Origin of the sequence: Noviherbaspirillum sp. L7-7A, from assembly GCF_019052805.1 — a bacterium.
Taxonomy (GTDB): Bacteria; Pseudomonadota; Gammaproteobacteria; order Burkholderiales; family Burkholderiaceae_D; genus Noviherbaspirillum_A.
Window position 1 is genome coordinate 1,059,409 of the sequence record NZ_JAHQRJ010000001.1, and the last position, 12,586, is coordinate 1,071,994.

At 66.1% G+C, this 12,586-nt stretch carries 10 protein-coding genes; 3 read left to right on the plus strand and 7 right to left on the minus strand.

Annotated elements, in window-relative coordinates; genetic code table 11:
• Nucleotides 1-35 precede the first annotated feature (35 nt).
• Nucleotides 36-2,183 (minus strand): FUSC family membrane protein, encoded by a 2,148-nt coding sequence (locus KTQ42_RS04830; protein WP_217344473.1) that lies wholly within the window; start codon nucleotides 2,181-2,183, stop codon nucleotides 36-38.
• A gap of 256 nt (nucleotides 2,184-2,439) precedes the next feature.
• Here KTQ42_RS04830 and KTQ42_RS04835 point away from each other — a divergent pair, with 256 nt between their 5' ends.
• The gene (locus KTQ42_RS04835) at nucleotides 2,440-3,477 is read left to right on the plus strand and encodes an SDR family oxidoreductase (protein WP_217344474.1); all 1,038 of its coding nucleotides are present in this window, start codon (nucleotides 2,440-2,442) and stop codon (nucleotides 3,475-3,477) included.
• A gap of 217 nt (nucleotides 3,478-3,694) precedes the next feature.
• The gene (locus tag KTQ42_RS04840) at nucleotides 3,695-4,717 is read left to right on the plus strand and encodes a phospholipase A (RefSeq protein WP_217344475.1); all 1,023 of its coding nucleotides are present in this window, start codon (nucleotides 3,695-3,697) and stop codon (nucleotides 4,715-4,717) included.
• Nucleotides 4,718-4,760: 43 nt separating this feature from the next.
• Here the strand turns inward: KTQ42_RS04840 and KTQ42_RS04845 are convergent, their stop codons facing one another.
• From KTQ42_RS04845 to KTQ42_RS04865, 5 genes are read right to left on the minus strand one after another with little or no spacing between them, the layout of a single operon-like run.
• Nucleotides 4,761-6,221: a GGDEF domain-containing protein gene (locus KTQ42_RS04845; RefSeq protein WP_217344476.1), complete on the minus strand. Its 1,461-nt coding sequence runs from the start codon at nucleotides 6,219-6,221 to the stop codon at nucleotides 4,761-4,763.
• A gap of 56 nt (nucleotides 6,222-6,277) precedes the next feature.
• On the minus strand, nucleotides 6,278-8,086 hold the full coding sequence (locus KTQ42_RS04850) for a GspE/PulE family protein (protein ID WP_217344477.1): 1,809 nt from the start codon (nucleotides 8,084-8,086) through the stop codon (nucleotides 6,278-6,280).
• Nucleotides 8,083-8,901, minus strand: coding sequence for a spermidine synthase (locus KTQ42_RS04855; protein ID WP_217344478.1), 819 nt, complete (start codon nucleotides 8,899-8,901; stop codon nucleotides 8,083-8,085). The genes KTQ42_RS04850 and KTQ42_RS04855 overlap by 4 nt, the downstream gene beginning before the upstream one ends.
• A 6-nt stretch (nucleotides 8,902-8,907) precedes the next feature.
• Complete coding sequence (locus KTQ42_RS04860; RefSeq protein WP_217346817.1) at nucleotides 8,908-9,381, minus strand: DNA-deoxyinosine glycosylase; 474 nt, start codon at nucleotides 9,379-9,381, stop codon at nucleotides 8,908-8,910.
• Between the two features lie 7 nt (nucleotides 9,382-9,388).
• Nucleotides 9,389-10,603, minus strand: coding sequence for an MFS transporter (locus KTQ42_RS04865; protein WP_217344479.1), 1,215 nt, complete (start codon nucleotides 10,601-10,603; stop codon nucleotides 9,389-9,391).
• Between the two features lie 227 nt (nucleotides 10,604-10,830).
• On the opposite strand from KTQ42_RS04865, the gene KTQ42_RS04870 reads away from it, so the two are divergent.
• Complete coding sequence (locus tag KTQ42_RS04870; RefSeq protein ID WP_217344480.1) at nucleotides 10,831-11,853, plus strand: 2-dehydropantoate 2-reductase; 1,023 nt, start codon at nucleotides 10,831-10,833, stop codon at nucleotides 11,851-11,853.
• Nucleotides 11,854-12,115: 262 nt separating this feature from the next.
• Here the strand turns inward: KTQ42_RS04870 and KTQ42_RS04875 are convergent, their stop codons facing one another.
• Nucleotides 12,116-12,538, minus strand: coding sequence for a GFA family protein (locus KTQ42_RS04875; protein ID WP_217344481.1), 423 nt, complete (start codon nucleotides 12,536-12,538; stop codon nucleotides 12,116-12,118).
• Nucleotides 12,539-12,586 lie beyond the last annotated feature (48 nt).

Here is a 12,586-nt window from a genome sequence, read left to right on the forward strand (position 1 = left end):
TCTGGACCACCGCGCATCCGGCAGTAGAGCGCGGCTCAGGCCGTTTTCAGCGCCTGCGCAATCATGGCCGCCTGTAGCGCAATCTGGCGCACGTCGGCATCGAGCAGCCGGGTACGGCGCTGCAGGGGTTGCCAGCCGGACCAGGCATCCTCGGCTTGGGCCGAGGTCAACTGAGGTTCCGTCGCATCGGGAGGCGTTCCGGCGTCCAGTGCCTGCCTGGCCTGCGCGAGCCTGCGGCAGGCCTGGTCGCAAGACTGTTCCAGCCAGCTGTTGACGGCATCGCGTGGCAGCGCTTCGGCATGGTTGCGCAGCAGCAGCCGGATCGCGGCAATCTGCGAAGCCACCAGATAGTTCTTCAATACGAACTGGTGAATCTCCTCCACGGCGTGGCGCTTGCTGGCCGGCTCGTCCTGCATGCGCAGCAGCGCCGCCGACAGCGCGGCCAGGCTGTCCATGAACTGCTTTCTCCTCAAGCGATAGACGAAATCGTTTTCGGCGCGCTCCTGCAGCAGTTCGCGGCTGGCGGCAAGGTAGGCGCTGCTGGCCTGCAGCACGCCGCGCAGCAGGCGCGGCAGCGAGCGGTATTCCCAGTTGGGCAACACAAAGCTGAAGACGGTGGCGATGATGGCGCCCAGGACCGTGTCGACCAGGCGCTCGCCCACCACATGGCTGCTTTCGGGCAGGAGCAGGCTGATCTGCAGCAGGATCTGCATGCTCGCGGCCACGGCCGTGTAGCGGTACTTGATGGTCACGAAGGCCGGGCCGGCCGCGGTGGCGATGAACAGGCAGGCCAGCAGTACCGCGGGCGAACGCGTGATGTGCAGGATCAGCAGGGTCAGTGCGCAGCCGACCAGCGTGCCGACCAGGCGGTCGCGGCGGCGCTGGCGGGTCATGCTGTAGCTGGGTTTCAGGATCACCGCGATGGTCAGCACGATCCAGTAGCCATGCGAGGCGTAGGGCAGGTGCCCGGCCACGATCAGCCCCGCCAGCACCGCCAGCAGCACCCGCAGCGAGAAGCGGAAAATGGGCGAGTCCATGCGCAGGTTGTCGCGCAGCACGCCCAGCTCGTATTTCTGCTGGGTCAGGAACGGCGTCATGTCGACCGCTGGCGCCAGTTCCAGGCTGTCGGCCTGCGGCGTGGTGGCGCGATGCAGCTGGGCGATCGTGCCAACCATGCCGCTGATGCGGCTGTAGGCCGAGCGCAGCAGATCCAGGCCTTCCCTGCTTACGCCCGGCTGGCCTTCCAGGCGCGTGATCGCCTCGTCCAGCGCCCGCAGTTCCGGCGTGTAGCTGACCTTCTGCACCGAGGCGCGGTGGCGGGTCACCGCATAGGCGACCGATTCGATGTCGTGCGCGGCCTTGGCGACCAGGTCGCGCATCCAGGTCAGCAGCTCGCTGTCGGCATACTGGCGCCGCAGCAGCGCATAGTCGGTCTGGGTTGCAAGCACCAGTTCATACAGGTCCAGCATGGCGTAATGAACCTGCACCAGCACCTGGTCGGAAGCGCTGCGCCGGCCGCGCAGGATCAGGTCGCGCGCAGCCTGCTGGCGCTCGGCCAGCACCACCTGGCGCCGGATCAGGGCCACCAGCTGTGCATCCAGGTCGGTGTGGATGTCGTAGAAGCCGGCCTTGATGTCGACATACAGCGCCAGCTCGTACAGCGCTTCGGCCAGCACCTGTTCCTTGATGCGACGGCGCAATAGCCATGCAAGGCCAATTGCATACCAGAGATAGGCCAGGCCGCCCGCCATGAACAGCCCGGCATGGGCCAGCGACTGCATGGGCGTGAGGATGTTCTGCATCGCCAGCGTCATCGAGAACAGCGCGGCGAACTGCAGCGGCATGCCGCGGCGGCCGAAGGCGAGCATCATGCTGGCGAGAAAACTGACCAGGGCCACCACGATGAACAGGAGCCAGGGCAGGGGCGCGCACAGGCTGATGAGCAGGGTCAGCACCGTGCCCAGCAGCACGCTGGCCAGCATCTCGTTGAACTTGTGGCGCAGCGGGCCGGGCAGGTCCATCAGGCTGGTGCAGAGTGCGCCGATGCAGACGGTCATCGCGGTGCGCAGGTCGCTGGCGGCAAGCGCCAGCAGCGTCAGGCCAATCACGCCGGCGGCCGCGCGCAGGCCGGTGGCGAAATAATGGCTGTAGAGGAAAGTGCGGGGCGTCAGCGCGTAGTGCATGGAAAGGCGGGGAGGTTGACCGTCCAATCATCATAGCGTGCGGCCTGGCGTACTGGCCGCGCTGCAACAAGTCTCCTTATCCGGGCGCAGCAGGTGGCGACCGCCTTCCTGCCGGCAAGCCAGAGCGGTAGGAATGCGCCGACAGCGGTTTGAGCGCTTTGCTGATGCCTCGCCCACTGCCGCTTCTGGCAGCATGGCGGTCTGATTCGCCCCGGGCGCATGCCCGCCATTCAAACGTCAATAAGAGGACAGGCGCATGAAAACGCAACTCAAACCATTGGCCGACCAAGTCATCGTCATCACCGGCGCCTCCAGCGGCATCGGTCTCACCACGGCCCGCATGGCGGCCGAGCGCGGCGCCCGGCTGGTGCTGGTGGCGCGCAATGGCGAGGCCCTGGAAACCATTGCCGGCGACCTGCGGGCGCTGGGCGCGGAGGTGATCCACGTCGTGGCCGATGTCGGCAAGGAAGACGAAGTGCGGGCGGCGGCGCGCACCGCAATCGAGCACTTCGGCGGCTTCGACACCTGGGTGAACAATGCCGGCGTGTCCATCTTCGGCCGTAACGAGGAAGTATCGCGGGAAGACCAGCGCCGCCTGTTCGACACCAATTTCTGGGGCGTGGTGCATGGCTCGCTGGTGGCGGTGGAGCACCTCAAAACGAAGGGCGGCGCGCTGATCAACCTGGGCAGCGAACTGTCGGATACCGCGGTGCCGCTGCAGGGCATGTATTCGGCGTCCAAGCACGCGGTCAAGGGATTTACCGACTCGCTGCGCATCGAGCTGATGGAGGAAAGCGCTCCGGTATCGGTGACGCTGATCAAGCCGGCGGCGATCGACACCATGTTCGTGCCGCATGCCAAGAATTACATGGATGTCGAGCCCAAGCTGCCGCCGCCGATCTACGCGCCCGACCTGGTGGCGAATGCGATCCTGGAAGCGGCGCAGACGCCGCATCGGGATATCTATGTCGGCGCGGCATCCAAGCTGACATCCTCCACCGCGCACCATGCGCCGGCGGTGCTGGATGCGCTGATGAAGCGGCTGATGTTCAAGCAGCAGCGCTCGGAAACGCCGGCCGGCGACCGCGACGACAACAGCCTCTATTCGCCGGCGCCCGGCAGCGACGGCCGCGAGCGGCAGGGCCACAAGGGCATCGTGTTCGAGACCGCGCCTTATACCAGCGCCACGCTGCATCCGAAGACGACAGCCGTGGCGCTTGGCGCGGGGCTTGCCTTGCTGGCCCTGTGGCAAAGCCGCTCGCGGCCGCGCCGCGGCCTTGGCCTGGCGCGCTGAACGCCAAAGCCGCTGCCAGTTCCGGCTGGCAGTGGCGGGCGGGCACGGCCGTGAGGCACTTGCCTGCAACCTGTCGGCCCCCAGGTTGCGGACCCATTGAGCGACATCTCTTCGAACCAGCAGGCCACGCCGATCCGGACGGCGCGGCCTGCTGGTTCGTTCCTTGCATCTTCCCATTTCCCTCCCGCAGGCAAACCGACGCCTGCCATTCCCGTCCATGAATCCGAGCTCCCGTCCCGCCTGTTGCGTCCTGTTCCTGTTTGCCACCGCTGCCGCCCAGGCCGTCGACAGCGAGGCGCTGGCATCCTGCGCCTCGCTGGAGAGTGACATCTCGCGCCTTGGCTGCTATGACAGGCTGAGCGGCCGCACGGCGGCGCAGCCTGAGGCCGGCCAGCCCTTGCCGGTTGCGACGGATGCAGCCGCGGCGCCGGTTCGCGCCAGCGCCGCATCCAGCTACCTGCCGCGGCACTGGGAACTGGAGGAGGCCGACAAGCAGGGCACATTCCGCTTCCGGCCGCATCATGCCAACTACCTGGTGGCGCAGCTCACGTCCAGGCCCAACAGCGATCCCTTCGGCCCGACCAATCCCTTGTCGGCCAGCTCGCCCGCCGGCATCGATCATGTCGAGCTTCGTTACCAGCTGGGTTTCAAGACCAAGCTGGTCGAGCGCGCCGCCGGCAGTGCCGCCGACCTCTGGTTCGGCTATACCCAGCAGAGCTACTGGCAGGCATTCAACGGCGCCGCGTCCCGGCCTTTTCGCGAGACCAACTACCAGCCCGAGCTGATGGCGGTGTTGCCGATTGACGTCGGGATCGGTGACCTGCGCCTGCGCTTTCTCAATCTCGGGATGGCGCATCAGTCCAACGGGCAGTCCGGCAGCCGTTCGCGCAGCTGGAACCGGGTGTATGCCCAGGCGGGCATGGAGCATGGCCCGCTATCCCTGACCACCCGTATCTGGAAACGGTTGCCGGAAAGCCGGGACGACGACAATCCCGACATTCTTGACTACATGGGCCGTGGCGATATCAGCGTGCAGTGGCGGCGCGAAGGCCACGAGCTGTCCCTGACGGCGCGCCGCAATTTCGCAACGCGGCACGGCATGGTGGAGCTTGGCTGGGCTTTCCCGCTGGCGACTGGCCTGAAAGGCTATGTGCAGCTGTTTTCAGGTTATGGCCAGAGCCTGATCGATTACAACCATGCGCAACAGTCGCTGGGACTGGGCGTGATGATTGCGCTTTGACGGCGCGGCCTTGCGGCGCGCTGCCTGATGGCCTGCTAACTGGCTACTGGTAGAAGCGGAAGCCGGCGCCGTCGTGCTCGCGCTGCGCGACCAGGTCGCGGCCGGCATGCTTGGCGGCATACAGCGCTTCGTCGACAGCCCGGACGAAAGAATCATGGCTCTCGAAACGCTGGCCTTCATCCATGTGGGCCGCCATGCCGAATGAAGCAGTGACCGTGATCAAATGCTGCTCATGGTGCACCATCAGACCGGCGATCACTTTTTTCAGGCGCAGCAGCAGCTTGCCGGCCGCAAGCAGGGGCGTGCCGGGGAGCACCAGCGCGAATTCTTCGCCGCCATAGCGGGCAAACAGGTCTTCCTGCCGCAATTCGCTCATGACGGCGCGCACCATGGAAATCAGCACCTGGTCGCCGGCCTGGTGGCCATAGGTATCGTTGACCTGCTTGAAATGGTCGAGATCGAGCAGGGCGATGGTCAGCGGCCAGCCGTGGCGCGAGGAGAGATCGAATTCCCGTCGCACCGCTTCCTCGAAATAACGGCGGTTATGCGCGCCAGTGAGCGCGTCACGCTGGGAGCGCGCTTCCATCTCGCGCAGTTCATGGACCTGATGCGATGCCAGCAGCTCCTGCGCATGGGCCAGCATCGCGGCCGCCTCCGACGGCCTCAGAAGGCGCAGGTCGAACAGCTCTTCGATCGCGGGCACCGCAGCGGTCAGCCTGCCCAGCGCGTCCGAGACTGCCGCGGCGTCGAGGCCAAGGCGCTGCGCGGCGCTGGCGGCGCGGCTTGCCACGGCGGCATTGCCCGGATGGAGCACCAGGTCCGCCACCGGCCCGGACAGGGCGATGCAGGCCTGCATGTCCGCAGACAGTTCCGGCTGCTGTGCGTGGCCGGTCAGGCAGGCCTCTGCCAGGTAGGACGGCAACTGCCAGCGCGACAGCAGCCAGTGGCCGGCTTCATCATGGCCGCAGTCAAACGCGGCGCGTTCGGCCCGCAGCAGGTCGTCGTTGCTGGCGGCAGCCGCATGGATGGGCGCGTATTCGTCGGGCATCATGCTGGCAAATGCCAGGATGCCGACATCCTGCAGCAGGGCGGCTGCGAACAGGTCGTCCAGGTTGTTCATGCCGCGGCGCGCGCCCAGCGCCCGCGCCGCCATCGCGCACAGCAGCGCGCGCCGCCAGAACAATGTCATGTCCAGCGGGGCACCGGGCTGGCCACGGAAGGAACTGGCCAGTGAAAACGAGAGCGCGATCATGATGGCGGCGCGCACGCCCATCAGGCCCACCGCCTCGCGCACATTCGTGGGCTTGCGCCGGCTCTGGTAAAAGGCGGAGTTGGCTACCTTGAGCAGTTTTGCGGTCAGTGCCGGATCGCGCGCCAGCACGTCGCACAGCTGTCCCATGTGGGTAGCCGGGGAATTGGCCAGTTCGATCACCTGAAGGGCAATGGCGGGCAGGCTGGGCAGGGTGGCGCAAAGCTGCAGGCGCCGGGCGATCTCGGGGTTCACAAGGAGGCTATTTTTGTTTGTAAGAAACTATTTTATCATATTGCATTAAGGAAATATTAGACTGCCCGGTCGGTTTCGCCGTCCGGTACCAGTGCCGCTGTCACCTTCAGTACTTCTTCTGCCGTGGTCAGCCCTTCGGCGACCTTGCGCGCGCCAGCCACCCGCAGCGGCGTCATGCCGTCCTGCATGGCCTGCGCCCTGAGCAGGCGGGTCTCGGTACTGGCGGTGACGAGCCGCGAAAACGCTGGCGTGACCGCCAGCAGTTCATACAGGCCGGTGCGGCCGCGAAAGCCCGTCTGGCGGCATTCCGGGCAGCCTACCGGGCGGTACACACGCTGCGGCTTCGGCAATGCCGGGTCGTGGGCGAGGCTGCGCCACACCTCGTCGGTCAGCGCGCCGTCATCGCGTTTGCAGTAAGGACACAGCAGCCGCACCAGGCGCTGCGCCAGGATGCCGGCCAGCGTGGCTTCCAGCAGGTAGTGCGGCACGCCCAGTTCCAGCAGGCGCATCACTGCCGAGGGCGCATCGTTGGTATGCAGCGTCGACAGCACCAGGTGCCCGGTCAGCGCCGCCTGGATCGCCATTTCGGCCGTGGCGAGGTCGCGGATCTCGCCCACCATGATGATGTCCGGGTCCTGCCGCATCAGCGCGCGCACGCCGTCGGCAAAGGACAGGTCGATGCCGTTCTGCACCTGCATCTGGTTGAAGGCCGGCTCCACCATCTCGATTGGATCTTCCACCGTGCAGACATTGACTTCCGGCGTCGCCAGCGCCTTCAGCGTGGTGTAGAGGGTGCTGGTCTTGCCGGAACCGGTCGGCCCGGTCACTAGCAGGATGCCGTTGGCGCGTGCGGTCAGCTGGTCCCAGCGCTGCGCGTCGGCGGCCGGGAAGCCCAGTTCGGCCAGCGTCTTCACCACGACTTCCGGGTCGAAGATGCGCATCACCAGCTTTTCGCCGAAGGCCGTCGGCAGGGTGGCCAGCCGCAGTTCGATTTCCTGGCCGCCGGCGGTGCGGGTCTTGACCCGGCCATCCTGCGGCCGGCGCTTCTCCACCACGTCCATCCGCCCCAGCAGCTTGATGCGGGATGTCATGGCCAGCAGCACCTGCGGCGGCACCTGGTAGACCTGGTGCAGCACGCCGTCGATGCGAAAGCGCACCAGGCCGGCGTCGCGCTTGGGTTCGAGGTGGATGTCGGAGGCGCGCTGCTCGAAGGCATACTGCCAGAGCCAGTCGACGATGTTGATGATGTGCTGGTCATTGGCGTCGACCTGGCGGTTGCCGCGGCCAAGCTCGACCAGCTGCTCGAAATTGTTGCGCAGGGCCAGGTCCTGCCCACCCTGGCGGCTGGCGCCCCTGATGGACTTGGCCAGCGCAAAGAACTGCGCCGTGTACTGGGCAATGTCGAGCGGGCTGGCAAGTACCAGCCGCACCTCGCGCCGGCTCAGCCGGGCAATTTCGGCGACCCATTCGGTGCGCAGCGGATCGGCCGTGGCCACCGTCAGCACGCTGGCCGTCATGTCCACCGGCAGGATGCCGAACTGGGCGGCGTAGGCGGCCGACATCACGTCGGCGACCCGGGTGAAATCGATCTTCAGCGGATCGATGCGGTAGAACGCCAGGCCGCTACGGGCCGCCAGCCACTCGGTCAGCCAGTCCAGCGTCAGCAGCCGGTGCGGCGGCTGCGCCGACTGCAGCTTCACCTGCGCCAGCGCCACCAGCGGATGCATGGCCATGGCGCTGGCTTTCTGCAATGCCTGGGCCTGGTTGTAGGCGGCGCGGGCATCGGCTTGCAGCACGATGCGGTCCGTCACCAGCCAGGTGAAGACCTGGTGCAGGTCGAGCAGCCTGGGCGGCGCGCTGCTCATGCGCCTTGGGCGGGGCGTGACGCCTTGATGCCGTTGACCCATGAACGGGCAGGCAGCTTGCTCTCGGCGCGAATGGCCGCGGCGCGTTCATACAGCAGCGGGAAGTCCAGAACGGGTTTGTCGCGAAATCCCAGCGCCACCACGTTGCCGTCGTGGACTTCGGGCAGCGCAATCACGTCGGCGAAGGCATGGCGCATGGCTTTCAGGTTTTTCGCATAGCTGGGATGGTCGCCGAACAGGTTGACGGTGGCGATGCCGCCGGGCGCCAGGCAGGCGGCGCAGTCGGCATAGAAGTCGGCCGTGTCCAGCACCGGGCCACGGGCGGTGGCGTCGTACAGGTCGATCTGCAGCGCGTCCAGCGTGCCGCGCCGGGCCGGGTCGGCTACGAACTCGCCGGCGTCCAGTTCCAGCACGGTCAGGCGATCGTCCTGCGGCGGCAGCTTGAACATCGATTCGCAGATGGCGATCACCGACGGATTCAGTTCCACCGCCGTCACCCGCGCCCGTGGAAACTGGCGGTAGCTGAACTTGGTCAATGCGCCGGTGCCCAGGCCCAGTTGCGCGATGTGCCGCGGCTCATTGATGAACAGCATCCAGGCCATCATCTGCTGGGCATATTCCAGTTCGATCCAGTCCGGCTTGCGCAGGCGCATCGCGCCCTGCACCCATTCCGTACCGAAGTGCAGGAAGCGCACGCCATCCTCTTCCGACAGCGTGACCGGAGCGTATTTCGGCTTGCGGGGTGGACGGGCGCTGGCGGGGCCGGGACGGCGCAGCGACTCTTCTTTCTCGATGGATTTGCGTTTGATGAGCATGCGGGATTATCGGTTGATGGCCTGCCACTGCGCAAGCTTGTCTTCAAACGACAGCCGGGCATTCGCCGGCGAGCTCGACGGCAGCACCACGGTTTCATAGCCGGCGCCGGCATAGAGCGGCGCATAGCTGCCGGAGGTCTTGCCGTTGAAGCAGACGCGGGAGAGGCGCGGGCAGAGTTCCCGCAGCATCAGGTGGTCGATGGCCTGCGGCCGGCGGATGGCCGCATCCAGGCTGCCCAGCCGCTCGCAGGCGGCCAGCGCATCCCACAGGCCTACATGGCGCGCCAGCAGCCGTTGCAGGCGCTCGTCGTACGGCAGGTCGTAAAGCGGTTCTCCCAGCACCGCACCCAGCAGCTTCCAGAACTGGTTGCGCGGATGGGCATAATAGCGTTCGGCGCGCAGCGAAGCGGCGCCGGGAAAGCTGCCCAGGATCAGGGTATGGATATCAGGATCGATGACCGGGGCCAGCCCGGTCAGCAGGGGGGATTCAGCCACGGCGTTCACTCAGGAAGAAGAGCAGGGCCGCCGCCGGAAGCGCCAGGCCGATCCAGCAGGCCAGCGTCCAGCCGCCATGCGCGTAGGCCCAGGCGCCTATGGCCGAACTGGCCGCGCCGCCCATGAAGAAGGTCGCCATGAACAGGCCGTTCAGGCGGTTGCGGATTTCCGCGCCGAGCGCAAAGATCACGCGCTGGCTGGTGACCAGGTTGGCCGTGACCCCGAAGTCCAGCACGATGGCGGCCAGGGTCAGCAGGCCCAGCGCCAGCTTGGAGCCGTCCTGCGCCACCAGGCTGGTCAGAAAGCCGGCGGCCACCATGAGCATGGCCACCGTGCTCATCATGCGGCCATGGCCACGGTCGGCCAGGCGCCCGCCGATCGGCGCGGCCACCGCGCCGGCCACGCCCGCCAGCGCAAAGAGCGCAACGCCGCGCTGGCTCAGGCCAAAGGCGGGGCCGGTCAGCAGCAGCGGCGCGGTCGTCCAGAAAAGACTGAAGGCGCCAAACAAACAGGCCTGGTAAAAGGCCCGGCGCCGCAGCACCGGCTGGCCGCGGGCCAGCTGCCAGAGCGAGGCCAGCAGCTGGCCATAATGGAGATTTGCATCCGGCTGGCGGCGCGGCAGGATGAAAAGCAGCAACGTCGCCAGCGCCGCCATCAGCGCCGCCGAAAGGCCGTAGATCGCATGCCAGCCCCAGAGCGATGCGACGAAGCTCGACACCGGCCGCGCCATCATGATGCCGATGATCAGGCCGCTCATCACATTGCCCACCACCCGGCCGCGGTTGGCCTCGGTGGCGAGATGGGCAGACCAGGGCACCAGGATCTGCACCGTGACCGAGGTGAAGCCGATGGCTGCCGCAGCCGCCAGGAAGAGCGGCGCATTGCGCACCATGGCGGTGGCGGCCAGCGATAGGGCGCAGGCGCCGATCAGCGTCAGCACCAGCCGGCGGTTTTCCAGAATGTCGCCGAGCGGCACGATGAACAGCAGGCCCAGGCCATAGCCGATCTGGGTCAGTGTCACCAGCAGGCCGGCCAGGCTTGGCGACAGGCCGAGTTCGGCGGCGATCGGACCCACCAGCGGTTGAGCGTAGTACAGATTGGCGACGATCAGGCCGCAGGCAACGGCGAACAGCATGGGCAGCCAGGAAGGCGCATGGACTGCCCGTTCAGAGGCAGACAGACTGGCAGGCGGGGCAGGGGGTTTCATCGGGGGGCCGGGCAAAGTGGGCAATGATACCGGTACGGCGGGCAAGCTGCTTGACCTGGCCGTCATTGCACTACCGGCCCGGGAAAGTGGCGCCGCGGTTGGTTGGCCTAAGCCGTCAGGCACGGACATGCCAGTTATAATTTCCGCCGCCAAGGACAATGACAACATCGCGAGGAGACAGCAATGATGCCGTTACAGGGGATGCGTTGGCATAACGGGTGCCATCCATGAGCGCCGTAGACAGGACACCTTCCATTGCCATCTTTGGAGCCGGCTCCGTCGGCGTATTCGTGGGCGGCGCCCTGATCGCCGGTGGCGCCAACGTGGTGCTGATCGGCCGCGCCAAAGTGGGCGAGCGGATTGCCCGGCATGGCCTGGCCGTGAGCGACATGGATGGCCGCCGCTTCCAGCTCCCGGCCGAGCAAGTGCAGTACAGCGAGGATCCGGCGGCGCTTGCCGGCGCAAGGCTGGTGCTGGTGACGGTCAAGAGCGCCGATACCGAGGCCGCAGCACACAGCCTGGCTGCGCATGCCGCAGCCGACGCGATCGTCATCAGCCTGCAGAACGGCATCGGCAATGCCGACGTTTTGCGGCGCGCCTTGCCCGGCCGCCAGGTACTGGCCGGCATGGTGCCCTTCAATGTGGTGCAAACCGGGGACGGTCGTTTTCATCGCGGTACGGAAGGCAGCCTGATGGTGGAAGCGTCGCCAGCGCTGGCGCCATGGCTTCCGGCTTTCGAGGCGGCCGGCCTGCCATTGCTGCAGCGGACTGACTTCGCTGCCGTCCAGTGGGGCAAGCTGCTGCTGAACCTGAACAACGCCGTCAACGCCTTGTCCGGCGTGCCGTTGAAAACCCAGCTGTCGCAACGCGACTACCGCCGCTGCCTGGCGCTGCTGATGGACGAGGCATTACGCGCGTTGCGTGCCGCCGGCATCGAACCGGCCCAGGTGGCCAGGGTGGCGCCTGCCAGGCTCCCCAAGCTGCTGCGGCTGCCGGACTGGTTGTACAAGCGCCTGGGATCGGCTTCGCTGCGGATCGACCCGGAGGCGCGTTCCTCGATGTGGGAGGACCTGCAGGCCGGCCGGCGCACGGAGATTGACTATCTCAATGGTGCGGTGGTGACCTTGGCGCAAAGCGTCGGGCTGGGCGCACCGGCCAACCGGAGAATTGTGGATCTGGTGCATGCGGCAGAAAAAGGAAAGGCGCAGGCGATGGCGGGCAAGGCCCTGCTGATGGCTCTGCAGAAGTGAACAGCATGGCTTGCCGGCGCAGCGCATTGAAAGGCATCCGCTCAAGTACCGCGTGCCGCTAATTTCAGCGGCCGGCTGCTTCGGCTCTCAAGTCCGGGCAGCGTGTAAGGCATGGCCGCTCGTTGTTTTCTTATGGATTGTCTGGACCGCGCCTCGGTCATGAAAATGGCTCTTGCGCCCAGCAGCTAGCTCATCGATGGGGCCTTATCGCTGCACTCTCTGGCACGCCGGCCCAGCTCGCCGGAGACAGTCAGACCGATTGTCACTCCAGCGCCGGTATTTCTTCCAATGCCCTGTCCCAGCTAGCCCGGCTGGAATCAAAAAGATGGGCGTCTGGCCTGAGCGGGACTTCGGTATTCAGGCTGCCGGCCGGGACAAGCAGCGCCTGGCCTTCCATCTGCAGGAAAGGCAGTGCCGACCCGCAGATAGAACAGAAGCATTTGCTGTGTCTGGTAGAAGGCAGGGTGAATAATGTCGTCCTGTCTTCACCGGCAATCCATCTCAGGCTGGCGACCGAGGAAAACGGATTCGCGGCGTGAGCCGAGCCGGTATCCTTGCGAAAGTGCTGACAGTGGCAAAGATAGAATTCTTCAAAATCGCCGGACACTTCAAAGTGTACTGTGCCGCACAGGCATGAACCAACGTGCTTGCTGATCATGTTTGCAGTTCTCCCGATGATGTTCATTGGATTCCCTGGTCAAGTGCATCCACATCGCGTTGCACCCATCTGGAA

Bases quoted from the DNA above. Each gene is read 5' to 3' on its own strand.
- KTQ42_RS04830 (WP_217344473.1), bottom strand. From the start codon at position 2,183: ATGCACTACGCGCTGACGCCCCGCACTTTCCTCTACAGCCATTATTTC.
- KTQ42_RS04840 (WP_217344475.1), top strand. From the start codon at position 3,695: ATGAATCCGAGCTCCCGTCCCGCCTGTTGCGTCCTGTTCCTGTTTGCC.
- KTQ42_RS04855 (WP_217344478.1), bottom strand. From the start codon at position 8,901: ATGCTCATCAAACGCAAATCCATCGAGAAAGAAGAGTCGCTGCGCCGT.
- KTQ42_RS04835 (WP_217344474.1), top strand. From the start codon at position 2,440: ATGAAAACGCAACTCAAACCATTGGCCGACCAAGTCATCGTCATCACC.
- KTQ42_RS04850 (WP_217344477.1), bottom strand. From the start codon at position 8,086: ATGAGCAGCGCGCCGCCCAGGCTGCTCGACCTGCACCAGGTCTTCACC.
- KTQ42_RS04870 (WP_217344480.1), top strand. From the start codon at position 10,831: ATGAGCGCCGTAGACAGGACACCTTCCATTGCCATCTTTGGAGCCGGC.
- KTQ42_RS04875 (WP_217344481.1), bottom strand. From the start codon at position 12,538: ATGAACATCATCGGGAGAACTGCAAACATGATCAGCAAGCACGTTGGT.
- KTQ42_RS04865 (WP_217344479.1), bottom strand. From the start codon at position 10,603: ATGAAACCCCCTGCCCCGCCTGCCAGTCTGTCTGCCTCTGAACGGGCA.